The organism is Mesorhizobium sp. G2-6-1, assembly GCF_055809095.1.
Window position 1 is genome coordinate 82,770 of record NZ_JBVVTF010000001.1, and the last position, 23,200, is coordinate 105,969.

A 23,200-nucleotide genomic window follows, 5' to 3' on the forward strand; every position below is an offset into this window, starting at 1 on the left:
ACACTTCCTCGACAACTATGGGAGGAAGAGATGCCTATGCATTGGCTTCTGACAAGCGCATTGCTTGCGACCAGTACAAGTTTCGCCGAGCCGATCGCCGCTCAGACGCCTCTGATATTTCATAGAGCTGTCTTTGCCGACGAAAAGACGGTCAATCTCAGCCTGATCAGCAACAATTTTTCCGATGATGCAGCCTATGATTTCGACGTGTCGATACGATTGTCAAAGTCGGACAAGAGCGGCGCATTCCTTTACACAGATACCGGGACACATCGTGCTCGCGTGAAATGCAGCGAGTCCCCGGCAGTCCTGGTTGGAGGTATCCGCCACATCGTGACATCGGCACCGGACCCTACGAAATCAAGCGACTGGCGCGATGACCTCTGGCGTGTTGTCTGCGCTCTGCCGGTTTCTTGAATAGCTAGGGTCAGAACCCTAGATCGCACGACGAGGTCCGACGCCATGCGGATCGGCGCCAACGCCGACCCGCAACCCGGTCAGTTATTTGATCTCGGTGACGGTGAGCCGTCCATTAACTTTCTCGGCGACGAATTCTATCGCCTGCCCCTCTTTCACCTTGTCGATCATGGCGTCGTCGGCAACGACGAACACCATCTTCATTGCCGGCATTTGCAGATTTTTCAGTTCATCATGCTTGATCGTCAGTTTCTTCTGCTTTGTATCGACCTTGATTATTTCACCTTTGGTGTATTCCGCAGCGAGCGCCTGCCCGCCCAGCGCAAGTGTCATCGAGATTGCGGCAATTGTCTTTCCAAGGAATTTCATGACTTGTCTCCTCATTGAGTGATAGGTGGTTGTTGTGGTGTGACTGGATTCCAGTCATTCAGGGCGAAGCGCGGAGGCATTTGCCCCCGCTCTCCTTGGTCGATCTACTGGCTAACAGTGATGTCACCCTTCATCCCTGACTCGTAGTGGCCAGGAATGAGGCAGGCAAAATTGAAGGCTCCGGCCTTGGCAAAGGTCCATATGATTTCGCCTTTGGCACCCGGCACAAGCCGAATAGCATTTGGGTCGTCATGTTCCATTTCTGGAAACTTGGCCATTAGCGTCTTGTGTTCCATGATCTGGTCATGCTGATCCATCACGAACTCATGATCGGTTTCGCCCTTGTTGATGAAGGTGAGACGGATCGTTTCGCCTTCCTTGACCTTCAACAAAGCCGGCTTGAAGAGCATTTCGCCATCGTCTGTTTCTGTCATCGTAATGGCCACTGTGCGTTTTACCTTGGCAGCCTTGCCAGGCGCGCCAATGGCCATCACCTCCGCCTCACCATGCCCGCCACCATGGCTTCCGGATGCGAAGGCAGGATTTGCGAATACCGTCATTGAAGCAATTGCGATCATCCAACGTTTCATGTTGTTCCTATCTTGGGTTGCACTTGAAAGTGTGGGGTGAAAATTATCCCTGTTTGTGACTGCCGTGCGGGTTTGCCGGAGCCATCATTTTTGCGTCGCCTGATTTTGCTGGGGCGGGAACGTCGCCGGTCCATTCATAGGCCACCGTTCCCTTCGGATGCTGATACCACCCCGGATCAGCGTAATCATTCGCCGAAAGGCCCTCGCGAACCTTCACGACCGAGAACATCGAGCCCATCTCGATGGCCCCGAATTGCCCCCAACCATCCATCATCTTGATCGTATTGTCGGGGAGCGGCATTTCCATCTCCCCCATGTCAGCCATGCCACGGTTGCCCATCGGCATGTATTCCGGCTGAACTCGTCTGATCTTTTTTGTGATCTGCGTCTTGTCGACGCCGATGAACGTAGGAACGTCATGGCCCATCGCATTCATGGTGTGATGCGATTTATGGCAATGGACGGCCCAGTCGCCTTCGTATTTCGCTTCAAAATCATAAGCACGCATAGCCCCGACCGGAATGTCTACCGACACTTCAGGCCAGCGTGCCTCGGGCCTGGTCCAGCCTCCATCCGTGCAGGTCACTTCAAAATCGTAGCCATGCATGTGAATCGGATGATTGGTCATGGTCAGATTGCCGACACGGACGCGCACCTTGTCGTTCTTGCCAACCACAAGCGGGCTGATTGCCGGAAATATCCGGCTGTTCCAGCACCAGAGGTTGAAGTCGGTCATTTCCATGACCTTGGGGACATATGACCCCGGCTCGATATCATAGGCATTGAGCATGAAGACGAAATCGCGATCGGCACGCATGAACGCAGGATCTTTTGGATGGATGATGAACATTCCCATCATACCCATCGCCATTTGCACCATCTCGTCGGCGTGAGGGTGGTACATGAAGGTGCCGCTTTTGACGAGATCGAACTCGTAGACGAATGTCTTCCCGGGGGGATACCGGGTTGTGTCAATCCGGTTACACCGTCCATGCCACACGGAAGGATCATTCCGTGCCAGTGAACGGTCGTATGCTCCGGCAGTTTGTTGGTGACAAATATTCGAACCCTGTCACCTTCGACCGCTTCGATGGTCGGCCCTGGCGACTGTCCATTGTAACCCCAAAGGTAGGCGGTCATTCCAGGTGCCATCTCACGCTCAACCGCCTCCGCCACGAGATGAAACTCCTTCACATCGCCGATCATTCGGTGCGGTAGTGTCCAACCGTTTAGTGTCGCGACCGGTTGATAATCCGGTCCACTTGTCGGAAAAATCGGTGGTTGCATGTCCGGCGATTCCATCGCCGGTGCATCGGGAAGGCCCATAGCCGAGGTTTTCGTCCAGGCGGTTGCACCAGCCAGTAAAGCTCCACCGCCAAGAATTTGCCGTCTTGTTATCATTTCACGTCTCCTGGGGTTCAATGTCCGCCACCTTCATCCGCAACAGACATTGCGCTGTCGTTGGCAGAAGATGACGTGCCACCACCATGAATCGCCGTTCCAAGATTGACGTTGGCGAGCCAGAATTGGCGTTTGGCGTTGAGTGAAAGCATGATCGAATTCACCTTCGCCCGCGTGTCAGCGAGCAATTCGAAGGTGTTGGTGATCATACCGTTGTAGGTGAGTACTGACTCATCCTCGATCTTGGTCCGCAACGGAACGACATTGTTGCGATAGTGGCGCGCAATGTCATAGGTCGACCGATAGGCATCATAGCTCGATCGAGCCTCGGAACGGATGTTTACCGCCTTTTCGGCAAGCAGGTTTGCGCCACGCATATAGGCAAGTTCAGCCTCTCGCATCCGTGCCTTTCCTGTATCGAAAATCGGGATCACGAACTCCAGTTCCAGGGTCGGTGAAACGGTGGTTGCCGTCCCGTCCTCGTCTTTCTCACGCTCGACCTCGACGCCGGATATCAATTCGAGATCAGTCAGGTAGCGGGTCGTTTCGGTCAGCCCATAGGACTGCGCCAGGGCTTCGAGATCGAGCCGTGCAATCTCAAGATCAACACGGTTCTTCAACGCTTCGGTCTCGATCACGCGTTTGGTCGAAACGCCTTTCGGGATCGTCGGCAGTGCATTTGGTATTCGATAGTCGATGTCACCGCCCCATAGCCCCATGAGGCGGGTCAGATCCTCCTTGGCAACGCGTGCTGCCAGTCTCGCTTCGGCAGTCTGCCCGGCAAGTTCGGCATAAAAGACATGCTCGCGCGCCTGGCCGGTCTTGGTGAATGCGCCCGTCTCGCCGAGTTTCTGAGCAAGTTCGGATGCGGCATCGGCAGCGACCTGCGCACGGTTGAGATATGAAACGGTCTCCCAGGCGGATACCGCATTGATCCATGCGCGTCGCGTGTCGGCCGCAAGTCGCAATGTTTCCTCAGCGGCCCGCAATTGTGCCTGCCGGAACCGTGTTTGCGCGACCGCCACACGCTGCGACCGCGTGATCGCCGCCAGAATATTGCTGACGACCGCACTCTCGACCGATCTAATCGGATCGACGCCGATCAGCCCGATCGAAACAGTCGGGTTAATGAGCATGGATTGTTGCCAGACGTCAGCCGCCGACAGGCCGATATCGGCATATGCGGCCTGAAGGCCTTTATTATTGAGAAGCGCCACCTGAACCGCAACATCGGGTCCAACCGTCTTGTTGCGCACCAGTTTCTGCACGTGCTCAGAAAGCGTTCTGGCCTCGGCACCAGATTGTACCCACACGGGCTGTTTGCCAGTCACCGATGATGTCCGGGCAGCCACGGTTGTGAACCCCGCCATCGCGTCCGAGACGCCTTCTGTTGAGGTCGTCGCGCAGCCCGCAGCAAAAACGGTAATTGCTGATACAGCGAGCATCTTTCCAAGAGGCGACGTCATGATCCGACCTCCCCTTTGGCCGGAGACAGGTCGTTATTAAGCCGTCGCCAATCTTGCGGATCGACGGGATCGCGGTGGCTGTAGTCAACGATAACCGGGTGATAGTGCGTCTTTTTGATGCCCAATGTGGGATCGGAGGGATCGAAAGCCGGAAGAATGCCTGGCGGTGCTGTTACCGCGCACCCGGCCAAAGGCAGAGCCACAAGCACCACGAACGATGGGATTTTCATTGAAAGTTCCTGAACTTGACATAAGCGTGGACCCGCGCGGCCAGAAGCCGGACGCGGCGCGCCGCACCTCAAAGGTGCGCTATCAGTTCAGATGTCTGGGAGGCCTGGCAAATTCGGCATATTCGCCATCAAAAGACGCAGAAGCGACGGATGGCGAATAACACCTGACTTTAGGTTGTCGAATGAACGGGCATTCCACTGCAACTGCGGTCAGCGGCGCACAGTGAACCTCGCACTCCTGGTCCGCAAGTGACTTGCCATGATGATCATGTTTGCTTGTCGGGCCGCGCTCGTCAGCAACGCTCTGTTTCGTGTGAAGGTGCATTGAACCGGCCTGAGATCCATCAGACACCGAACCCGCATCCATCATCATGGCGCCATGATAGGTCGCAGCGTTGGCTTTCGTTGCCAAATTTGGCTGGAGTGAAGACAGGATGAGAAAGGCAAGCATTAGCGTTGCGCGAAAAAGCGCAACATTTGCCAGCTTCATCTGTCCGATATTTTTCATGGGTGGCCGAGAAACAACTGTTCGTCCAATTTGTCAAGCGACAGAGACACACTATATTGCATCGCAACAGAAAGTGATCGCGACGTGATGCACCAATTGCCGTTTCGCTCACTTCCAGCAAAGCGCTGACAATAGAGTTCACACATTCAGACTGCTCTCAATTTATAGCGTTGCGCTTCCGCCGCGTGTTCCATCATCCCTTGGTCTCAGAATATTCCCGTTATTCTGAGACTTCGATTACCAGCATCAAACCCCCACCGCCGTCCATCTCGACATTATTGTTGGTGGTGTGATGTGGAATGTGACAGTGAATCAGCCATTTCCCGGGTCGTCGGGCTTGCCAAAGAACATCGTAACGCTGACCAGGACCGACATTGACCGTGTCGGCCAAATAGCGGGCGCTATCAGGCAATGTCTCGCCATCCACCGCAACAACCTGGAAAGGTCCTCCGTGGATATGCATTGGGTGGATCGCCATCGAATGCGAGCCCACAAAACGGACCTTCAGCGTCTCGCCCAGTTTCATTCGAATGGTTTCCGTCGCGGGGAAGGATTTGCCATTGATCGTAAAGAAGTTCGGGAAAGCACCCTCCATTGGCATTGCCGGATAGGTAAGCCATTCCCTTTTCAGCCATTCCTGAAGCTGGACAGTGTATTCAAGATCGGCATCGAGTTCATCGTCGGGACTGCTCGGATCGATGATAAGCGCACCATAGAGACCCAACGACTGCTGCCGGTCGACATGATCGTGCGAGTGATAAAAATAAGTACCGAATTGATCCACCTGATATTCATAAGAATAGGTCTCCCCAGGTTGAATGGGGTCCTGTGTGATGTTTGCCGGACCATCCATTTCGTTGGGCACTATCAGGCCGTGCCAGTGAACGGTGGTGCTCTCCGGCAGGCTGTTTTTCACATTGACCCGAATTTTATCTCCTTGCGTCACCCGAATGGTCGGGCCCGGCACCTGTCCGTTGAATGCCAGCGCCTCCACAGTCTCGCCGGGCAATATCTCCCAGCGAATAACAGAGGCTTCGAGGTCAAAAACCTTCACGCCATCTTCAATGCGGGGTTCGAGCACACGCCCGCCAATCTCATCTGCTTTAGCAGTGTAGGATACTTGCCGGGGATCGACAGCGGCCATGTCGCGCATGGCCTCACCGGGCGTATCAAAATCCATGATCATACCCGGAGGCATGATAACGCCGCCGACATCGTGTGCACCAAGCGTCATATTGACCCGAGTAAAGGGGTAGGCAAACCCACCTACCAACATCAACGTCGTAAAACATGCCATTGCCGCAACCTGTGTGTATGTCGGCGCGAACGCCGCTGGCAAGGCACTCGCTCCATGCTTGGCGCTCGAATGACCATTTGCGTGCTGGGCATGCGGATTGTCTTCTTCATCCTTTGTGCTGTCATCATGTTGGGACGCCGACTGCTTGCCACGATCGGTCATCAACCCATGCTTCATGCCCTTTGAAACCATCCATATATTGAACGGGTAGGCGACGGCAAAGCCGACGCCGATACCGAGCGCCATCACACCCCAGAACAGAAATTCGCCCGGCCACATCGCGCGCATGTCGCGGCCCATCATCAAGACGGCCATGACCGGAGCCATACCCGCCATCATCGCGTTCATGCTTATGAATTCCGGCAAGAATGATTTGCGAACATTCTGCCAGTAGCTCCCACCCATCATGTTCTTCATGAACAGCGATTGGAAAATGAACAATCCGAGCGCGAAACCGGCAATATATTCCACGATAATGTCCACCCACATGGGCATCCCCAAGATCGCTGTTATCGCAGCGGCGATGATGATACCCGTGGCGTCACCTGCAATGCAGTGAATGGTACTTCCCAATCCCTGCTTCCACAGGGGTTTGATGAATTCCTCATGTGTACCGGGTCTTGGTTCCTTGTCCGCCAGCACATAAAGCAGCAGTCCAACCGGCCCAAGATATAGGGTGACTAGTATGAACCCCCATTTCATTACCGGCGGCTCGGGATTATTGCGAAATTGATCCCAGGCCACATACGCTGTGCTCAATCCGGCAAAGATGAACCACACAGCAAGAATATAATCGATGGGCTGAACAAACATCGTCGCAATCCTTTCAGTTCACTGAACTTCAACAACCATCTCCATATGCAGTTCCGACGTGCCAAAAGTTAAAGTGCCCTCGCGACGGTTAGAATGTTTAGTCCCGCCATTCCGCTCCCGGATTACGGTGACTTGGCGCGAAATTTCGCATGGCAACTTGTACAATCCTGTAGCATCAGATGCAGGAGATGTTCTGCCGGAATCTTGCTCAAGTCGGTATCGACCGGCGCATCTTTGCGCTTACCGAGAAGACTGTTGCCAGCCATGGTGCCGGGCAGCATCCGCATCGTGTCATCTATTCGGTCAGGGGCGGCATCTGCGGCCTTGGAGATAGCCGCGGACACTTCGTTCAGATGTTGGGCTATCTCCGCGAACTCGCTCTTCGCATCATCAATATTGTGTTTTGCACCCGAAGGTGCACCAAGCGTGTTCGAGGGGAACAGATCGACAAGCGTCGAGCCGGAATTTCGTCGAACGGTTTCCGCCGCGTGCTTGAAGCTGATCCGATCGAATTCAAGTCTGCCATCGAACATCAAAGCGATCATTTTGGCCGCCTCGGCCATCTGCTTCATTCCATCTTGCCGATGTGCAACGAGTTGGTTCGTGGCTGCCGCTGCGAAACCGACGCTCACGACAATCGCGAAAAGCGCGGTGGGTGATAGCCCAGCCTTCACTGTAGCGTTTCATCATTGCTTGCGAGATCGTCAAGTATGGGGCAATCGGGACGCTCGTCTCCATGACAATGGTGAACGAGATGCGTAAGAACATCGCGAAGTCCCTTCAACTCTGCAATCTTGCAATTGATCTCACCCAGCTTTGTTTCGGCCAACGATTTGACGTCCGAGCTTTCACGCTCTTTGTCACCATAAAGAGAAAGCAATTGGCGGCATTCAGCCACCGAGAAACCGAGACTACGTGCTCGTTTCATGAACCGAAGACGATGCACATCCGTGATCGAATAGTCTCGATAGCCGTTTTCTGCTCGATCGGCTGTAACCAGTCCTATATCTTCATAATAGCGGATGGTTTTTGTCGGGATGCCTGACTTCCGGGAAGCTGCTCCAATATTCATCCAAAGACTCCTAAAAACAGTATGGATGCCACTGTGGTAAGCGCTCATGTGCAGAGTTTTGATCAACGTAGGGATTCCAGTTACTGGAACGTCAAGCGTTTTTTGGGTCATGCGCATCAGAAACATGGGCATATATGCTCATTTGACGCGCTGACGAGTAACCGATGCGTCCCTCTTGATTGAGGTCGGATATGGACGATCTACGATCACGACCAGCCAAAGGCCAGCGGAAGGGCGTCACGACACGAAAGTGGTGGATCTGTCCGACTTTTGAGAACGTATGAAGAACTTACGCCGGTTTGACGTTGGATGCGGCTGATTTTTCGACTTTGAGGGCTTCGTAGAGCGCAGTCTTCCCGATTTTCACGCGCGCGGCGGCTTCGCGAACATTGAGTCCAGCGGATACCGCCTTGCTGTGTCCAGGCGTCAGCGCATGCACCGCGCCAAAAAGGATCCCCATCGGCAGGTAGGCCGCGAGCAACGTCCAGTCCCCGGTCTTCGTGAAGTCACCAATCCGGTCGGCGAAGGCGAGGTAGATCTCGCGCTGGATAGCGACGATGTCCTGGAACAGGCTCATCATGCGATGATGCCCAGCGTGGCGAATGCGAGTATGATGTAGCGCGACGTCTTGGCGATCGTGACGAGGACGACGAAGCTCCAGAGCGGCTCTCGGAGAACGCCGGCGGCGACGGTCAGCGCATCCCCGCCAATGGGCGCCCACGAAAGGAGCAAGATCCAGCGTCCCCACTTCCGATACCACCGCGTCGCCCGGTCGAGTGAGAATTGACTCACCGGGAACCAATTCCGGTCGCGATAACGCTCGACGCCGCGCCCGAGCGCCCAATTGACGACCGCACCGAGAACGTTGCCGAGGCTGGCGACCGTGACAAGCAGGACGGGCGACTGCGTTCCTGCGACGAGGAGACCGACCAGGGCAGCTTCCGACTGGGCTGGAAGGATCGTCGCGGCAACAAAGGCGATGGCGAACAGACCACCGAGAATGGCGATGTCATCCATGGCAACGGCCCGTCCAGGTGGCCTCACTGCGCATGCGGCCATACGACGTGGAGGTCGTCGATCACGTAAGCGTGGGCATGATGCCTGTTCCGGCCGCCGGCGACGCCCTCGTTCAAGTGCGGATGGCTGGCGGGCAACCCGTCATGTGAATGCTTGACTACCTCTGGGTCGGTTGCGGGCCACAGCCATGCGGCGAGGGCCACGGCAGCCCCTGCGATCAACGCCAGGACAACGGACGTTGCCGGAAGTCCGATTGTCGCTCCCGCCCACCCTGCAAGCGGATAGGTTAGGAGCCAGCATGCATGCGAAAAAGCGAACTGTGCGGCGAACAGCGCCGGGCGATCTTCCGCATGCGCGGAGCGTCGCAGTAGCCGTCCCGACGGCGTCTGTGCCATCGAGTAGCCTGCGCCGATCGCGATCCAGAGCGGCAGCAGCCATCCATAGGAAGGGATCGCTGCGGCGGCAATCGTCGCGATTGCCAGGGCAGACGCACCAGCAAGCATCGCCGTCCGGTCGGGGATGGCGTCGAGTAACCGGGGCAGCACCAGTGCGACCAGCATGGAGCCTGCACCGAAGGCTGCCAAAGCCAGTGCAGTGTCGCTCGGGTCGAGGCCGAAGACCCCTTGCACGTAGACAACGGTGTTGACGATAACCGGGGCCCCAGCCGCCGCGACTGCCAAGTTGATCGCCAGCAGACCACGCAATCGCGGTGTGGCGAGATAGATGCGGATGCCGCGCGTGGTCCGGTCATAGATACCGCGCGGCTTGGTGGGCTTCGGGCTCGGTAAGACGACTGAGACGACCAACGTCGCCGAGACAATGAAGCCGATGACCGTTCCGGCGAACAGGTTGTGGAAGGAAATGACTGTCAAGAGCGCGGCTGCCAGGATCGGGCTGACTACGCTTTCGAGATCGTAGGCCAACCGGGAGAGCGAAAGGGCTCGGGTATATTCCTTTTCGCCTGGCAGGACGTCCGGGATCGTCGCCTGGAAGGTCGGGGTAAAAGCGGCGGATGCCGACTGCAGCACGAAGATCAGGATGTAGATCTGCCAAATCTCTGTGACAAAGGGCAGGAACAGCGCCACGCCCGCCCGCACGAGATCAAGCGTCACCAGCATGGCCCGGCGTGGCACGCGCTCCGCGAAGGCAGAAGCGACAGGCGCGACGCCAACATAGGCAATCATCTTGATGGCGAGCGCGGTCCCGAGAACGGCTCCGGCACTCTCGCCGGCGAGTTCGAACGCGAGCAGACCTAGTGCTACGGTCAGCAGCCCGGTGCCGAGGAGCGCGATCACCTGCGCGGCGAACAGGTGGCGGTAGGTGCGGTTTGCTAGGACGGCGAGCATCAGAGGTACTTTGCGATCGCCTTGAATTCGTCGACCGAACCGCGTTTTTCCAGCGGCAGGGGTCCGATTGTCTCTTCAAGGCAGTGTTCGAGATGATCGTGGATCAGCGTGCGTTTGGCCTGCGCAACCGCCTTCTCCACCGCATGAAGCTGTTGTGCGATGTCGAGGCAGGGTTTGCCGCCCTCGATCATCGCGATGACGCTGCGTAGGTGCCCTTCAGCGCGCTTGAGGCGCTTGACAACGTCGGGATGGGTGGAGTGGCGGTGTTCGAACATGATTCGATCCTATCCTCCCCCAAGGGATACTGTCAAATTCGTATTATGGCGTCACGACACGAAAGTGGTGAATCTGTCCGACATTTAAGAACATATGGTGATCAAGCAGCTAGGATGGACGTCTCGCGCCGAAGCGGCCTGAGGTCGAGACTGTCAGTCGGGGTCCAGATGTAATCGCCGGTGAGGCTGATATGCTGCCATCCGAGCGGCGTGATGTGCTTGATCACGTCGGTCGGCGTGGCAATGCCTTCGCGATTGAGCTCGGCGAAAGTCTGTTCGAGATAGAGTGTATTCCAGTAGACGATGGCGTTGATGAGCAGGTTCAGTCCGGACGCCCTGTAGAACTGGCTCTCGAATGTTCTATTCCGCAGTTCTCCGAGACGATTGAAGAACAGCGCCCGGGCCAAAGTGTTCTGGGCGTCGCTCTTGTTGAGGCCGGCAGTGGCGTTCCTGCGCATTTCCGGGTTCTGCCACCATTGCGGCAGGAAGATGGATCGATTGATGCGTCCGATGTCGCGCAAGGCGAGCGCCAGTCCGTTTTGGCGCGGGAATGCGGACAGTTTCGCCAGCAAGGTTGAAGGCCGCACCTAGCCGGAACGGATCGTGGTAACGAGACGCAGGATGTCATTCCAGTTTGCCTTGATCCGTTCGACGTTGATGGGTTCGCCGACGAGCGGTGCGAGGTTTTCGGGAGGCGTGTCGCCAGGGAATAGATAGAGCCAACGATCCTTGAGGCCACGCAACCGGGGCACAAGCTGGAACCCGACAAGATGGCAAAGACCGAAACTCATGTCGCTAACCCCGCCGGTATCGACATAATGGGTTTCGATAGCGAGATCGCTGCCATGATACAGCAGACCGTCGAGAACGTAGATGGCCTCGCTCGCATTGGCGTTCATGGCAATGATATGGAACGCGCCATACTGGTCGGAGGTGAAGCGATAAAATTTGGTGCCGGGGTTAGGCGAACCCCGCGACAAGCATGAGTGTTGTAAACGATGCCATCGCGGCGATCTGGGTGCGGGTCGGCGCAAAAGCTGGAGACAGACCGGAATCATGCCCGCTATCTGCGTTCCCACCGTTTTGTTTTTCGTTGTTGTCGTCATGGCCTGCGTGCGAATGCGCGTAGTCGCCGCCGGTCTCGGATTTTGAAGATGCGTCGCCGGATTCGGCATCCGGGCGCACAGTCATGAGACCGTGCTTCATGCGTTCGGACACCATCCACACATTGAATGGATAGGCGGCAGCGAAACCAACGCCGATGCCCAACGCCATAACGCCCCAGAACAGAAATTCACCAGGCCACATGGCGCGCATGTCGCGTCCCATCATGAGGATAGCCATGACCGGCGCCATCCCGGCCATCATCGCGTTCATGCTGATGAACTCGGGCATGAACGAGTTACGGACGTTTTCCGAATAGGTTCCGCCCATCATGTTCTTCATGAACAAGGCCTGGTAGATAAAAAGCCCGAGCGAGAATCCGGCGATGTACTCGACGATGATGTCGACCCACATCGGCAGGCCCAATACGGCAGTGATCGCGGCGGCAAGGATGATGCCCGTTGCATCGCCGGCGATGCAATGGATGGTGCTGCCGATGCCCTGTTTCCAAAGCGGCCTGATTTATTCCTCGTGAGTCCCCGGTCGCGGTTCCTTGTCGGCAAGCACGTAAAGGACCAATCCCACCGGCCCGAGATAAAGCGTGATGAGTACGAACCCCCACTTCATCACCGCCGGTTCGGGATTGTTGCGGAACTGGTCCCAGGCGACATAGGCGGTGCTCAGCCCGGCGACGACAAACCATACCGCCAGCAGGTAGTCGATCGGCTGGACAAACATGCGAAAATCTTTCCCAACATGGATGATCCTTAGGCAACGGCGTAACCCGGCGCTGTGTTCCCTGCCAGATGCGGCCGGCGCGCTAAGGGCCCGGCAGGAATTGCTTTGTTTTCCCGGTCAGGCGATAGCCAAGCAATCCGAGCCACTCATGCGCGGCCATGTCAATCTGAGCCAATCCGCCTGCAATTGAGCCTACCGGACGGCGCAAATCGGCCGGCCGCGTGCGGAAATCCGTGGGATAGGGCACAATTGGAAAATCGGCCGCCCGAAACGAGGCCATCGCCCGCGGCATATTGTAGGCGGAGGTGATCAGAAGCCATGTCTGCCCCGGCTCAGGTTTGGCAACCGCCACGCTGTTGACGGCATTTTCAAAGGTGGTGCGGGACCGGTTTTCCATCTCGATGCGATCTTGAGGCACGCCAAGCTCGACGAGCAGGCGGCGCGCGGCTTCCGATTCCGTTTGCCCTTGCCCGATGATGAGATGGGCGCTGCCTCCGGATAGCAGAATACGCGCTTGCGGATAACGCCGCGCCAAATCGACGACGGCGACAACGCGCTCGGCATTATCGTTGAGCGCGACGATGCCGCGATCCTCGGTGATGTGTGTATCCACCGCCCCGCCAAGCATCACGATTCCTGTAATTTCCGCCGGCAGGTCCGCGGGCGGAAACCGATCTTCGAGCGCCATGATCAAAGCCGGACCGGCCGGCGTCCAGCCCGCAATCATCAATAGCAGGCATGACAGAACCAGCAGGGTCAGCGCGAATTTTCGACTCCTGAATATCAGGGCGAGAAGGCCAAGGCCGCCGAGCAGCGCAATTAGGTTGGAGGGCAGAAGAGCCGTTTGAACAAGTTTTGAAAAATGAAAAACACCTGGTCCCCCATGCCGGAGCGATTCAGCCCGGCGCCGATTGTATCATGCCAATCGCCCGAACCTATATCCACTGTCGATGTGAATACCCGGTCTCGCGCCCCTTGCCGCCCTGGCGAAGCGACCATGTGATCAATTGCTGATTTACAAATGTGGAGCGGGCAGGGCAAGGGGCGGTTTTGAAAATGATCTGCGGGTCAGACCTTGTTTACCACGACATGAATATTGAAGACGAACGCCCTCGCACGGCTATCGGCTTAACCCAAAAGAAATGGTCCGCCAGCTATTGCATATACACAACGATAGGCCGCACTGACAAAACAACGCCGATGGCCGGGAGATTTGTGTATGCGTAACCCGGAGCGAATGCCTTGGGTCGACATGGCAAAAGGGCTTTCGATCATCCTCGTTGTCATGATGTATTCGGCCTATAACACCGGCGAATACACCGGCGAAACCGGGTTCCTGCATTACGTTATCGGTTTCGCGACGCCGTTTCGCATGCCCGAGTTTTTTCTGATCTCGGGGCTTTTTCTGTCGCGCGTCATCAGCCGGCCGTGGCAGCGCTATGCCGATCGCCGGATCGTGCACTATTTCTATTTCTATTTTTTGTGGGCAATCATCATGATTGGCCTGAAAATCGGCATCTTCAACCGGGACCCGCTGAAGATGCTGCATGATATCGCCATGTCGGTTGTCGCACCGTATGGCGTGTTGTGGTTCATCTACATGCTGGGAATATTCGGGCTTGCCGCCAAATTGGCGTGGCAATTGAAAATACCCCATGCGGCGGTCATTTTGGCGGCAGCCATATTGCAGATGTCCGGTGCCGAGTCGGTTAGTTACATCGTCACTCAGTTCGCCGCCTATTTCGTTTTCTTCTATGTCGGCTACGCAATGGCGCCATCAGTGTTCCGGCTTGTCGAATGGGCGCAGCGCCATAGCGGCCTCTCCATCGCGGGATTGATTGTCTGGGCGCTGGTGAATGGATTGCTCGTCTTTTCGCCGGGATTTTTGGTTGGTCCTTCAGCGACCCGGATGGGATTGGCCGCATTCCCGCCACTGCATCTTGTTCTCGCAATCGCCGGCGCCGTGGCGCTTTGCGTCATGGGGGCGTTGCTTGTGCGGCTTTCGTCCATGGAGTGGCTCCGCTGGCTTGGCGAGCATTCGCTTGTCGTCTACGTCGCATTCACCATACCCATGTCGATCTTCCGCGGATTGGCTTTGTGGAGCGGTCTGATCACCGACACCGGAACACTCAGCTTCGCGGTTCTCGTTGTTTCGGTCGCCAGTCCTGTTGTCGTTTTCGGGCTGGTCAAGCGCACCGGCATCGGAACTTTCCTGTTTGAACGGCCGAATTGGGCGCGCATCGCACGATCGGATTATTCACTGGTCCACTATGAGGCTCACACACCGGGGTTGAATGCTGCAAAATGAACAGGCGACTATGGCGCGTCTCGCAACCATCTGCCACGCCAAGGCGGGTGTCTCGATCGCGGGACTTGCTGCCTGCATCGCCTATCGTGGGCTTCCCGCACATCTGAATACCAAGCCGAACCTACGCCATCGAAGCAGCGGCAAGACTGTTGCTCCGGTTGGTATGTTCACAAATTGAACGTCCTGAACCTGACGGCAGAGGCGGCTGCGCTCGTTCGAACCCTGGAACGCGCGCGCGGGCAACGGTTTGATCCGTGCCTGAACATGTGAGCTGGCCACCTCTGCCGTTTGTCATTTCACGGCAATCGAGAACTATCGAAGGTGGACAACCTAGCCGGCTATCCGCTCGTTCTCATAGCCGGCCGAGCGGATGGCGTCGGCAACCCGTCCCTCGGCTACCGCGGTTTCCACCGCGACCTCCCGGACATTGAGGTCGACCGATATCCTGGCCTGCGGATCGACGCTCTTGACTGCTTTTTCAACGACGCCAGCGCAGTGGCCGCAGCTCATTTCGGGCACCTTATATTTATGCATGTCTCGATCTCCTTTTTTCGATGATCGCAAGATGCGGCTTCCAACGGTAGCAAGGTCAAGCCTGATTTTGACGCCAGTTTTTTTAGTCTCCCCTCTTGACCTTCCCATTGTTGGAAGCCGCATCTTGGTCCGATACTGAAATCAAGGAGCCCTTTCATGGGAACTGCAACAACGTTGAACAGGCAAGACTCCCGCAGTCGCGACGGGCAATCCGCAACCAGTATTCGCATTGAGGGCATGAGTTGCGCGTCCTGCGTCGGCAGGGTCGAAAAATCCATTCGCGCTGTGCCGGGCGTCGCCGAAGCGAATGTGAACCTGGCGACAGAGCGCGCCGATGTCGTGTTTTCCGATACAGCCAACCCGCTGGCGATTGTCGCGGCGATCGAGAATGCGGGCTATCAGGCCGTGACCGATACGGCGGAACTGGCGATCGAAGGCATGTCGTGCGCCTCCTGCATCGGCCGCATCGAGAAGGCGCTGAAAGCCGTGCCCGGCGTCACCGACGTTTCCGTCAATCTGGCGACCGAGAAGGCGACCGTGGGGTTTGTCGCGGGCGTTGCGGGGATCGGTGATCTGGAGAATGCGGTTGGCAAGGCGGGCTATGAAGCACGCCGCATAAACGGCCTGACCGGCGACCGCGAAGCGGAGGGCCGCGAGAAGGAGGCGCGCGGCTTACGCAGCGCGCTGTTTCTGGCAGCCGCCCTCACCCTTCCGGTCTTCGTTCTGGAAATGGGCTCGCATCTCGTTCCGGCGATCCACGATGCGGTCATGACGACGATCGGCGTGCGGCAGAGCTGGTATCTGCAATTCGTGCTTGCCAGCATTGTGCTTTTCGGGCCCGGGCTTCGCTTCTACAAAAAAGGCGTGCCGGCGCTGATGCGCGCCGCCCCCGACATGAACTCGCTCGTCGCTCTCGGCACGGCCGCCGCCTGGGGCTATTCCGTGGTCGCCACCTTTGCGCCGCAGGTGCTGCCGGCCGGCACCGCCAATGTCTATTACGAAGCGGCGGCTGTCATCGTCACGCTGATCCTGCTCGGCCGCTTCCTGGAGGCGCGCGCCAAGGGCCGCACCTCCGAGGCGATCCGGCGTCTGGTGGGCCTGCAACCGAAAACCGCACGCATCATGCGTGACGGCGAGATGGTGGAGGTGCCACTCGGCGAGGTTCAAGCGGGCGACATCGTGCTGGTTCGCCCCGGCGACAAGATCGCGGTGGACGGCGAGGTCGTCGAGGGGTCGTCCTTCGTCGATGAATCGATGATCTCCGGCGAACCGGTTCCCGTGCAAAAGGGCACCGGCGCCGAGGTCGTCGGCGGCACCATCAACAAGATCGGATCGTTTACATTTCGCGCAACCAAGGTCGGCACCGACACGGTGCTTGCCCAGATCATTCGCATGGTGGAACAGGCGCAGGGCTCCAAACTGCCGATTCAGGCGATGGTCGACAAAGTTACGACCTGGTTCGTGCCGGCCGTCATGGCGGTCGCGACCGCCACTTTCCTTGTCTGGCTCATCTTCGGTCCGACGCCGACGTTGACATTCGCGCTGGTCAATGCCGTGGCGGTATTGATCATCGCCTGCCCCTGCGCCATGGGGCTCGCCACACCGACGTCCATCATGGTGGGCACCGGCCGGGCCGCCGAACTCGGCGTCCTGTTTCGCAAGGGCGAGGCCCTGCAGACACTGCGCGGCGCACAGGTGATCGCGCTCGACAAGACCGGCACGCTGACCAAGGGTCGCCCCGAACTGACCGATCTTGTGGTCACGCAAGGTTTCGACCGCGATCAGGTGCTGGCGCTGGTCGCGGCCGCCGAAACGCGTTCGGAACATCCGATCGCCGAGGCCATCGTCGAGGCTGCCAGGAAGGAAGGCTTGCTGCTCGCCGAGGCCGGCGGCTTCGAGGCTATGCCCGGCTTCGGCGTTGAAGCGGATGTCGGTGGCCGCAAGATCCACGTTGGCGCGGACCGGCTGCTGATGAAGCTCGGTCTCGATGTCGCGCCCTTCCGGGCGGACGCCGAACGCATGGGCGATGAGGGCAAAAGCCCGCTCTACGCCGTCATCGACGGCAAGCTCGCCGCAATCATTGCCGTCGCCGATCCGCTCAAGGGATCGTCGCCCGACGCGATCAAGGCGCTGCACGAACTCGGCTTGAAAGTTGCGATGATCACCGGCGACAACCGCCGCACAGCCGAAGCGATCGCCAGTCGGCTCGGAATCGACGAGGTGGTGGCCGAGGTGCTGCCTGCCGGCAAGGTCGAGGCGATCAAGCGGCTCAGGACCGGCGGGCGCGGCGTCGCCTTCGTCGGCGACGGCATCAACGACGCGCCGGCGCTTGCCGAGGCCGATGTCGGCCTTGCCATAGGCACCGGCACGGATATTGCCATTGAGAGCGCCGACGTGGTGCTGATGTCGGGTGATCTGCGCGGCGTCGCCAACGCCATCGCCCTCTCTCAGGCGACGATCCGCAACATCCAGCAGAACCTGTTTTGGGCCTTCGCCTACAACACGGTTCTGATCCCGGTCGCCGCCGGCGCCCTTTATCCGGCCTATGGGCTGCTGTTGTCGCCGGTTTTCGCAGCCGGCGCTATGGCCGTTTCCAGCGTCTTCGTGCTCGGCAACGCCCTGCGGCTCAAGACCTTCCGCGCGCCGATCGATGCAAATGCCGACGTCGTGCAGACCCAACGCGGCCAGCTCGTCGCGGCGCAGTGAAACCATCGGTCGAGATCGTTTCAGCGGACCCGCCGTCCCTCAACAATCGGAACGACCAAACCATGAAACCCGACGGCGAAACCGTCGGCATCGCCGAGGCGGCCAGAAGAGGAAACCCATGACAAGAACGGTCGAAATTCGCCAGGCGAACCGCGCCATTGACGTTCCGGCGGGCCGGACCATCCTGGAGGTCGCGCTGGAACAGGGCATCGCCTATCCGCACGGATGCCGTTCGGGTCGCTGCGGCTCGTGCAAATCACGGCTTCTGTCCGGCGATGTCGATCTGCTGCCGCACACGCCTTTCGCCCTTTCCGACGCAGAACGCAGCGAGGGCATCATCCTGGCATGCCGTGCACAACCATTGAGCGATGCGCGCGTCTCCTGGCTCGGCAAGGATGAGGAGACCGCCGACCATCCGGTCACAACCCTTCAGGCGCGTGTCGTCGCACTGGAAAATGTCACGCACGATATCAAGCGGGTGCGCCTGATGCCCGATGACGGAGCCGTGATGGACTTCACCGCCGGCCAGTACGCGCGGGTGACGTTTCCCGAGGCGCCGACACGGGACTATTCGATGGCCAACATGCCAGGCAGCCCGGAACTGGAATTCCATATCCGCCACGTTCCCGGCGGCGCGGCCAGCAGCCGCGTCGCCACCGCGCTCGCCACCGGGGCGCCCGTCACGATCCGGGGACCATTCGGCAGTTCCTTCCTGCGCGAGCGCCATACCGGACCGATTCTGGCGATCGCCGGCGGTTCCGGTCTGGCGCCCATCAAATCCATCATCGGAACCGCAGTTACAAACGGCATGAAGCAGCCGATCCACGTCTATTTCGGGGTTCGCCGATCCAGGGATCTCTATCTGGTGGATTACTTCGAACAGATGACCCGGGAGTATCGAAACCTGTCGTTCAAGCCGGTCCTGTCGGGAGACGTCCCCTCGAAGTTCGCATCGGGTTTCGTTACCGACGCGGTCGCGGCGGATGTTGCGGACATGGACGACTGGAAGGTTTACATGGCCGGACCGCCCGCCATGATCGACGCGGCAGGCCCGCTTCTCATGGAGCGCGGACTGCGCGAGGAAGACATGCATGTCGATGTGTTCTTCACGCCCGAAGAAACCAACGCCACGGAGAATGCACGATGAATATCGGAGATGCTGCCAGGTCGTCCGGCGTGTCGACCAAGATGATCCGGTATTATGAGTCGACAGGGCTAATCGCCCTGGCGCCGCGTACGCCTTCGGGTTATCGCGATTACAGCGAGAAGGACCTGAATACCCTGCGGTTCATCCGCCGCGCTCGCGATCTCGGATTTTCGGTTGAAAGGATGGTCGAACTTCTGGCGCTGTGGCGTGAGCGCGATCGGGCGAGCGCCGACGTCAAGCGCATCGCGCTCCAGCATGTTCAAGAATTGGAACGCAAGGCGGAAAATCTTCGCGAGATGAGCCGAACGCTGCGGCATCTTGCGGAGAATTGCCACGGCGACGACCGTCCGGAATGCCCGATCCTCGAAGACCTCGCCGATGCGATCGAGACGGACACGCCGATGATCGAGCCGCCCCGCTTCGGCCCGGGCGGCATAGACCCTGTGAAACCGGGGCGCGCACGGGCGCCGAAGACGGTCAGTCAACGGTCACAAGGCCGGTGATGCGCGCACGGGAGCGCGGGGCTCGGTTGGGCGCCGGCCTTTACATCGTTGCGGGCCGTCGCTGCATCCACGTGGCTGCCTGCCGGTCACGCTCGATTTCGGCCATTCGCAGGAAAGCGTCCGTCAGTCGTGAGCGGGACGGATTGGGCGGCAGCACCAGAAGCGAACGAAACTGCACCGGCGGCCGGAACCGTACAAGCGTCATACCCGTAAGGTCCAGCCCGTCGAAAGAGAACGGATTGACCAGCGCAATGCCGACACCATTGCGAACGAGATTGCAGACCGTCAGGGAATATTGCGTTTCGCTGACGATTTTCGGCCGCACGCCGGCTTCGGAGAAAATCCGGTCGAATCGCCCCCGTGCGGCGTCCTGGGTTGCCAGTGTCACGAAACGCTCCCCGTCAAGATCAGCCGGCTTCACCGTGTCGTTTCCCGCCAGCCGGTGGCCAAGCGGCATCAGACAAAGCGCGTCCGGACTGGCGAAGGGGCGGACCTCGACACCGGCGGCGTTGATCTCGTCGGCGGCAAAGCCGAGGTCGTAATTGCCCGCCGCGATCTCCTCCCGGACAATTTCCGAACTTCGCACCTGCAGCAGAACCGAAGCGTCGGGAAATTCGCGGGCGAACCTGCCGATCACCCGTGGCAGAAAGGCATGGCCGAGCGCCGGCATGCTGACAATACGCAGGCGCGCGCCAATAAAGCTCCTGATGTTTTCAGCGGCGAAGCGCAGCCGCTCCACACCGGTGTAGGCCCGCTCGACCTCCTCGAAGAAGGCCCGGCCCTCCGCAGTCGGTTTCAGTCGTCCTTTCAACCGCTCGAACAGCGCAAGCCGGGCCGAGGCTTCAAGTTCGGCGATATGGCGGCTGACGGCCGGCTGGGAAATCCGCAACATTTCGGCGGCACGGCTCGCGGTGCCGCACATCATAACAGCGCGGAACGCTTCAATCTGGCGAAAATTCACAGCCTCATCCTATCAGGTTTTTGCATAGGGTCTGGATATATCAATATTTGAAATCATGATCGAAGTCGCCGATGCTGACAACATCAGACTTTTCGGAACGGCAAGCTCATCCATGAAGCGTGACACTGAAATTCTTCACACCGATGCCGACGATCTACCTTTCCGGGCACTGACCGTGCCTGTCCACCGCGGATCGACAATTCTTTTCGACACCGTGGCGGAGTTCCTGAACCGGCATCGCGAATTCTACGACGGTTATGCCTATGGTCTTTACGGCCATCCCGCCCTGCGCTCGCTGGAAAAGGCGATCGCCGGGCTGGAAGGCGGTGAGAAAGCTGTGATCACGCCCTCGGGAATGGCAGCCATCACGCTTGTCAACCTCACCGTCCTCAAGGCGGGCGACGCCGTGCTTATCCCCCTTTCCGCCTATGGTCCGGCTCGCCAGGCTGCCGCCACGCTTCTCGCCCCTCTCAATATCGAGGTGATCTATTATGCGCCGGATGAGGATATCGCGGCGCTCGTCACGCCGCGCACCCGCCTGGTCTGGGTCGAGGCGCCGGGATCGTTCGGGATGGAGATGCAGGACGTTCCGGCGATCGTCGCCGCCGCCCATTCCGCCGGCGCCGAGGTTGCAGCCGACGCGACCTGGGCGTCGCCGCTCGGATTTCGCGCCCTGTCGCACGGCGTCGATTATGCCGTACAGGCGCTATCCAAATATGTCAGCGGCCATTCCGATGTCCTCATGGGATCCGTCACAGTTGCAGACGACGCGCGCTTTCGCCGGTTGAAAGACCAGATGAAGGCGCTGGGATATGGCGTCTCGCCGGATGACTGTTACCTGACGCTGCGTGGACTTGGAACTCTGGCCGTCCGGATGGAGCGACAGTCCGCCACCGCCCTGGCTCTGGCAAATTGGCTTCAGACCCGCGCCGGGGTCCGCCGTGTGCTGCATCCCGCCCTGACGGACGACCCCGGTCACGCCCTCTGGACGCGTGACTTTTCCGGCGCCGGCAGCGTGTTCTCGGTCCTTCTCGAGCGCCGGCATGCGGCCAATCTAGCGCCGCTTCTGGAAAACCTCTCGATCTTCCGGATCGGTGCAAGTTGGGGCGGTCTGCACAGCCTGGTGGCGCCCGCCGACATGCGCGTGCTGCGCGGCGGCGATGCCGGATGGGTGGATGCCGGCCCGCTGGTGCGTATCGGCGTCGGACTCGAAGCCTTTGACGACCTGCGTGACGATCTGGAACGGGGGCTTGAACGATATCTGGGCCGGCTCAGGGATGCCGCCGAATGAATAAACGGGCGACCGGTCGCAGCGCCGCGACGGACCGCGAACAGACAGGGGCGCGAAGGAGAAATCGACATGAAAACGACAGCAGGACAATTGCTTCTGGCGGCGACGACGATCATCGCCTTGCCGCCCGTAGCCCACGCAGGAGCCACGCTCGACGCAATCACTCAGCGGGGCGAACTGAATTGCGGGGTCAGTACAGGTACTTCGATCGGCAAGAGCACCGTTGACGACCAGGGCAACTGGACGGGTTTCGAGGCAGATTTCTGCCGTGCGGTCGCCGCCGCCGCGCTCGGCGACGGGACCAAGGTGAATTTCGTTCCGCTGGAATTCAAGAACGCCTTCGCCTCGCTGCAGTCTTCGAGCGTCGACATGCTTGCCCGGTCGGCGACGTGGACTTTCTCGCGCGACAACGACCTCGGTTTCGACTGGGCGGGCATTTATATCTATGACGGGCAAGGGTTTCTGGTCAGCAAGGACAGTGGGATAACCGAAGCCACGCAGCTTTCCGGCGCCTCGATCTGCGTCACCTCCGGCACCACGACCGAGCTCAACCTGGCCGATTATTTTCGTACCAAGGAGATGAAATATACGCCCATCACGGTAAGCTCGCCGGACCAGAGCACGGCCAATCTCGAGGCAGGGCGCTGTGACGCCTATACCAACGAGGTCGGTGGCCTGGCGTCTTATCGACTCGGGCTTTCGCAACCGGAAAACTATGTCATCTTGCCGGATATAATATCCAAGGAGCCGCTCGGTCCGGTGGTGCGCCAGGATGACCCGCAGTTCGAGGATCTCGTAAAATGGACGCTCTACGCCCTGATCACTGCGGAGGAAGTCGGGATTACGCAGGCGAACGTCGCGGAGATGGCCAAGACCTCGTCGCAGCCTGCGGTTCGCCGCTTCCTCGGCGCCGAAGGCGATTTCGGCGCCATGATGGGTGTCCAGAATGACTGGGCCGTCAAGGTCATTTCAACGGTTGGCAACTACGGTGAGTTGTTCGAACGCACGCTCGGCTCCAAGAGCCCGGCAAATATCGACCGCGGCCGGAACCGGCTTTGGACCGACGGCGGATTGCTCTATGCACCGCCGGTGCGTTGAGCGACCGGG

The 23,200-nt window shown here is 58.8% G+C and carries 22 protein-coding genes and 4 pseudogenes; 8 read left to right on the top strand and 18 right to left on the bottom strand.

Going from position 1 to position 23,200, the window contains the following annotated elements; genetic code table 11:
- The first annotated feature begins 30 nt into the window (after nucleotides 1-30).
- Nucleotides 31-417 (top strand): hypothetical protein, encoded by a 387-nt coding sequence (locus AC0L7S_RS19980; protein ID WP_473474472.1) that lies wholly within the window; start codon nucleotides 31-33, stop codon nucleotides 415-417.
- Nucleotides 418-501: 84 nt separating this feature from the next.
- Here the strand turns inward: AC0L7S_RS19980 and AC0L7S_RS19985 are convergent, their stop codons facing one another.
- From AC0L7S_RS19985 to AC0L7S_RS20060, 16 genes and pseudogenes are all read right to left on the bottom strand, one after another.
- Nucleotides 502-786 (bottom strand): copper-binding protein, encoded by a 285-nt coding sequence (locus AC0L7S_RS19985; RefSeq protein ID WP_473474473.1) that lies wholly within the window; start codon nucleotides 784-786, stop codon nucleotides 502-504.
- 104 nt (nucleotides 787-890) lie between these two features.
- Nucleotides 891-1,376 carry a cupredoxin domain-containing protein gene (locus tag AC0L7S_RS19990; protein WP_473474474.1) on the bottom strand — a complete coding sequence of 162 codons (486 nt, stop codon included), beginning with the start codon at nucleotides 1,374-1,376 and terminating at the stop codon, nucleotides 891-893.
- A 43-nt stretch (nucleotides 1,377-1,419) separates the two neighbouring features.
- Nucleotides 1,420-2,777: pseudogene (locus AC0L7S_RS19995) on the bottom strand (multicopper oxidase family protein).
- 17 nt (nucleotides 2,778-2,794) lie between these two features.
- Nucleotides 2,795-4,243: a TolC family protein gene (locus AC0L7S_RS20000; protein WP_473474475.1), complete on the bottom strand. Its 1,449-nt coding sequence runs from the start codon at nucleotides 4,241-4,243 to the stop codon at nucleotides 2,795-2,797.
- Nucleotides 4,240-4,473, bottom strand: coding sequence for a hypothetical protein (locus AC0L7S_RS20005; protein ID WP_473474476.1), 234 nt, complete (start codon nucleotides 4,471-4,473; stop codon nucleotides 4,240-4,242). Before AC0L7S_RS20005 ends, AC0L7S_RS20000 begins: the two co-directional genes overlap by 4 nt.
- An 82-nt stretch (nucleotides 4,474-4,555) precedes the next feature.
- Entirely contained in the window at nucleotides 4,556-4,981 is a 426-nt protein-coding gene (locus AC0L7S_RS20010) for a hypothetical protein (RefSeq protein WP_473474477.1), read from the bottom strand.
- 220 nt (nucleotides 4,982-5,201) lie between these two features.
- Nucleotides 5,202-7,091: a multicopper oxidase domain-containing protein gene (locus AC0L7S_RS20015; RefSeq protein WP_473474478.1), complete on the bottom strand. Its 1,890-nt coding sequence runs from the start codon at nucleotides 7,089-7,091 to the stop codon at nucleotides 5,202-5,204.
- A 122-nt stretch (nucleotides 7,092-7,213) separates the two neighbouring features.
- Nucleotides 7,214-7,723: a cytochrome c gene (locus AC0L7S_RS20020; protein ID WP_473474479.1), complete on the bottom strand. Its 510-nt coding sequence runs from the start codon at nucleotides 7,721-7,723 to the stop codon at nucleotides 7,214-7,216.
- 38 nt (nucleotides 7,724-7,761) lie between these two features.
- A complete protein-coding gene (cueR, locus tag AC0L7S_RS20025; RefSeq protein WP_473474480.1) occupies nucleotides 7,762-8,163 on the bottom strand; it encodes a Cu(I)-responsive transcriptional regulator in 402 nt (133 codons plus the stop codon).
- A gap of 397 nt (nucleotides 8,164-8,560) precedes the next feature.
- Nucleotides 8,561-8,734 (bottom strand): annotated as a pseudogene (locus AC0L7S_RS20030) (ABC transporter permease); the annotation flags it as partial.
- Between the two features lie 5 nt (nucleotides 8,735-8,739).
- Nucleotides 8,740-9,180 (bottom strand): YqaA family protein, encoded by a 441-nt coding sequence (locus AC0L7S_RS20035; RefSeq protein ID WP_473474481.1) that lies wholly within the window; start codon nucleotides 9,178-9,180, stop codon nucleotides 8,740-8,742.
- 23 nt (nucleotides 9,181-9,203) lie between these two features.
- Nucleotides 9,204-10,526, bottom strand: coding sequence for an MFS transporter (locus AC0L7S_RS20040; protein ID WP_473474482.1), 1,323 nt, complete (start codon nucleotides 10,524-10,526; stop codon nucleotides 9,204-9,206).
- The gene (locus tag AC0L7S_RS20045) at nucleotides 10,526-10,801 is read right to left on the bottom strand and encodes a metal-sensing transcriptional repressor (protein ID WP_473474483.1); all 276 of its coding nucleotides are present in this window, start codon (nucleotides 10,799-10,801) and stop codon (nucleotides 10,526-10,528) included. Before AC0L7S_RS20045 ends, AC0L7S_RS20040 begins: the two co-directional genes overlap by 1 nt.
- A 101-nt stretch (nucleotides 10,802-10,902) precedes the next feature.
- Nucleotides 10,903-11,778, bottom strand: a pseudogene (locus tag AC0L7S_RS20050) (Tn3 family transposase); the annotation flags it as partial.
- A 195-nt stretch (nucleotides 11,779-11,973) separates the two neighbouring features.
- A pseudogene (locus AC0L7S_RS20055) lies at nucleotides 11,974-12,643 on the bottom strand (DUF4396 domain-containing protein); the annotation flags it as partial.
- Nucleotides 12,644-12,725: 82 nt separating this feature from the next.
- A complete protein-coding gene (locus tag AC0L7S_RS20060) occupies nucleotides 12,726-13,331 on the bottom strand; it encodes a YdcF family protein (RefSeq protein WP_473474484.1) in 606 nt (201 codons plus the stop codon).
- Between the two features lie 549 nt (nucleotides 13,332-13,880).
- Here AC0L7S_RS20060 and AC0L7S_RS20065 point away from each other — a divergent pair.
- Both AC0L7S_RS20065 and AC0L7S_RS20070 read left to right on the top strand, forming a co-directional pair.
- Entirely contained in the window at nucleotides 13,881-14,951 is a 1,071-nt protein-coding gene (locus AC0L7S_RS20065) for an acyltransferase family protein (RefSeq protein ID WP_473474485.1), read from the top strand.
- A gap of 10 nt (nucleotides 14,952-14,961) precedes the next feature.
- On the top strand, nucleotides 14,962-15,129 hold the full coding sequence (locus AC0L7S_RS20070) for a hypothetical protein (protein ID WP_473474486.1): 168 nt from the start codon (nucleotides 14,962-14,964) through the stop codon (nucleotides 15,127-15,129).
- A 152-nt stretch (nucleotides 15,130-15,281) separates the two neighbouring features.
- Here the strand turns inward: AC0L7S_RS20070 and AC0L7S_RS20075 are convergent, their stop codons facing one another.
- Nucleotides 15,282-15,485, bottom strand: coding sequence for a heavy-metal-associated domain-containing protein (locus AC0L7S_RS20075; RefSeq protein WP_473474487.1), 204 nt, complete (start codon nucleotides 15,483-15,485; stop codon nucleotides 15,282-15,284).
- A gap of 156 nt (nucleotides 15,486-15,641) precedes the next feature.
- On the opposite strand from AC0L7S_RS20075, the gene AC0L7S_RS20080 reads away from it, so the two are divergent.
- The 3 genes from AC0L7S_RS20080 to cueR (AC0L7S_RS20090) all read left to right on the top strand — a co-directional run bounded on the left by AC0L7S_RS20080 (nucleotide 15,642) and on the right by cueR (AC0L7S_RS20090) (nucleotide 19,841).
- Nucleotides 15,642-18,191 carry a heavy metal translocating P-type ATPase gene (locus AC0L7S_RS20080; RefSeq protein ID WP_473474488.1) on the top strand — a complete coding sequence of 850 codons (2,550 nt, stop codon included), beginning with the start codon at nucleotides 15,642-15,644 and terminating at the stop codon, nucleotides 18,189-18,191.
- A gap of 118 nt (nucleotides 18,192-18,309) precedes the next feature.
- Entirely contained in the window at nucleotides 18,310-19,338 is a 1,029-nt protein-coding gene (locus tag AC0L7S_RS20085) for a 2Fe-2S iron-sulfur cluster-binding protein (RefSeq protein WP_473474489.1), read from the top strand.
- The gene (cueR, locus tag AC0L7S_RS20090; protein ID WP_473474490.1) at nucleotides 19,335-19,841 is read left to right on the top strand and encodes a Cu(I)-responsive transcriptional regulator; all 507 of its coding nucleotides are present in this window, start codon (nucleotides 19,335-19,337) and stop codon (nucleotides 19,839-19,841) included. The genes AC0L7S_RS20085 and cueR (AC0L7S_RS20090) overlap by 4 nt, the downstream gene beginning before the upstream one ends.
- 40 nt (nucleotides 19,842-19,881) lie before the next feature.
- On the opposite strand, the gene AC0L7S_RS20095 is transcribed toward cueR (AC0L7S_RS20090), so the two are convergent.
- On the bottom strand, nucleotides 19,882-20,802 hold the full coding sequence (locus AC0L7S_RS20095; RefSeq protein ID WP_473474491.1) for a LysR substrate-binding domain-containing protein: 921 nt from the start codon (nucleotides 20,800-20,802) through the stop codon (nucleotides 19,882-19,884).
- Nucleotides 20,803-20,857: 55 nt separating this feature from the next.
- On the opposite strand from AC0L7S_RS20095, the gene metC reads away from it, so the two are divergent.
- Nucleotides 20,858-22,093 carry a cystathionine beta-lyase gene (metC, locus tag AC0L7S_RS20100; protein WP_473474492.1) on the top strand — a complete coding sequence of 412 codons (1,236 nt, stop codon included), beginning with the start codon at nucleotides 20,858-20,860 and terminating at the stop codon, nucleotides 22,091-22,093.
- A 69-nt stretch (nucleotides 22,094-22,162) separates the two neighbouring features.
- Nucleotides 22,163-23,191 carry an amino acid ABC transporter substrate-binding protein gene (locus AC0L7S_RS20105; RefSeq protein ID WP_473474493.1) on the top strand — a complete coding sequence of 343 codons (1,029 nt, stop codon included), beginning with the start codon at nucleotides 22,163-22,165 and terminating at the stop codon, nucleotides 23,189-23,191.
- Nucleotides 23,192-23,200 lie beyond the last annotated feature (9 nt).

What these genes read in the sequence shown, in the direction of transcription:
- AC0L7S_RS20075 (WP_473474487.1), bottom strand. Translation starts at nt 15,485, where the DNA reads ATGCATAAATATAAGGTGCCCGAAATGAGCTGCGGCCACTGCGCTGGC.
- AC0L7S_RS19980 (WP_473474472.1), top strand. Translation starts at nt 31, where the DNA reads ATGCCTATGCATTGGCTTCTGACAAGCGCATTGCTTGCGACCAGTACA.
- AC0L7S_RS20080 (WP_473474488.1), top strand. Translation starts at nt 15,642, where the DNA reads ATGGGAACTGCAACAACGTTGAACAGGCAAGACTCCCGCAGTCGCGAC.
- cueR (WP_473474490.1), top strand. Translation starts at nt 19,335, where the DNA reads ATGAATATCGGAGATGCTGCCAGGTCGTCCGGCGTGTCGACCAAGATG.
- AC0L7S_RS20070 (WP_473474486.1), top strand. Translation starts at nt 14,962, where the DNA reads ATGGCGCGTCTCGCAACCATCTGCCACGCCAAGGCGGGTGTCTCGATC.
- AC0L7S_RS20010 (WP_473474477.1), bottom strand. Translation starts at nt 4,981, where the DNA reads ATGAAAAATATCGGACAGATGAAGCTGGCAAATGTTGCGCTTTTTCGC.
- AC0L7S_RS20085 (WP_473474489.1), top strand. Translation starts at nt 18,310, where the DNA reads ATGACAAGAACGGTCGAAATTCGCCAGGCGAACCGCGCCATTGACGTT.
- AC0L7S_RS19990 (WP_473474474.1), bottom strand. Translation starts at nt 1,376, where the DNA reads ATGAAACGTTGGATGATCGCAATTGCTTCAATGACGGTATTCGCAAAT.
- AC0L7S_RS20105 (WP_473474493.1), top strand. Translation starts at nt 22,163, where the DNA reads ATGAAAACGACAGCAGGACAATTGCTTCTGGCGGCGACGACGATCATC.
- metC (WP_473474492.1), top strand. Translation starts at nt 20,858, where the DNA reads ATGATCGAAGTCGCCGATGCTGACAACATCAGACTTTTCGGAACGGCA.
- AC0L7S_RS20045 (WP_473474483.1), bottom strand. Translation starts at nt 10,801, where the DNA reads ATGTTCGAACACCGCCACTCCACCCATCCCGACGTTGTCAAGCGCCTC.
- AC0L7S_RS19985 (WP_473474473.1), bottom strand. Translation starts at nt 786, where the DNA reads ATGAAATTCCTTGGAAAGACAATTGCCGCAATCTCGATGACACTTGCG.
- AC0L7S_RS20060 (WP_473474484.1), bottom strand. Translation starts at nt 13,331, where the DNA reads ATGGCGCTCGAAGATCGGTTTCCGCCCGCGGACCTGCCGGCGGAAATT.
- AC0L7S_RS20015 (WP_473474478.1), bottom strand. Translation starts at nt 7,091, where the DNA reads ATGTTTGTTCAGCCCATCGATTATATTCTTGCTGTGTGGTTCATCTTT.
- cueR (WP_473474480.1), bottom strand. Translation starts at nt 8,163, where the DNA reads ATGAATATTGGAGCAGCTTCCCGGAAGTCAGGCATCCCGACAAAAACC.
- AC0L7S_RS20065 (WP_473474485.1), top strand. Translation starts at nt 13,881, where the DNA reads ATGCCTTGGGTCGACATGGCAAAAGGGCTTTCGATCATCCTCGTTGTC.
- AC0L7S_RS20000 (WP_473474475.1), bottom strand. Translation starts at nt 4,243, where the DNA reads ATGACGTCGCCTCTTGGAAAGATGCTCGCTGTATCAGCAATTACCGTT.
- AC0L7S_RS20035 (WP_473474481.1), bottom strand. Translation starts at nt 9,180, where the DNA reads ATGGATGACATCGCCATTCTCGGTGGTCTGTTCGCCATCGCCTTTGTT.
- AC0L7S_RS20040 (WP_473474482.1), bottom strand. Translation starts at nt 10,526, where the DNA reads ATGCTCGCCGTCCTAGCAAACCGCACCTACCGCCACCTGTTCGCCGCG.
- AC0L7S_RS20005 (WP_473474476.1), bottom strand. Translation starts at nt 4,473, where the DNA reads ATGAAAATCCCATCGTTCGTGGTGCTTGTGGCTCTGCCTTTGGCCGGG.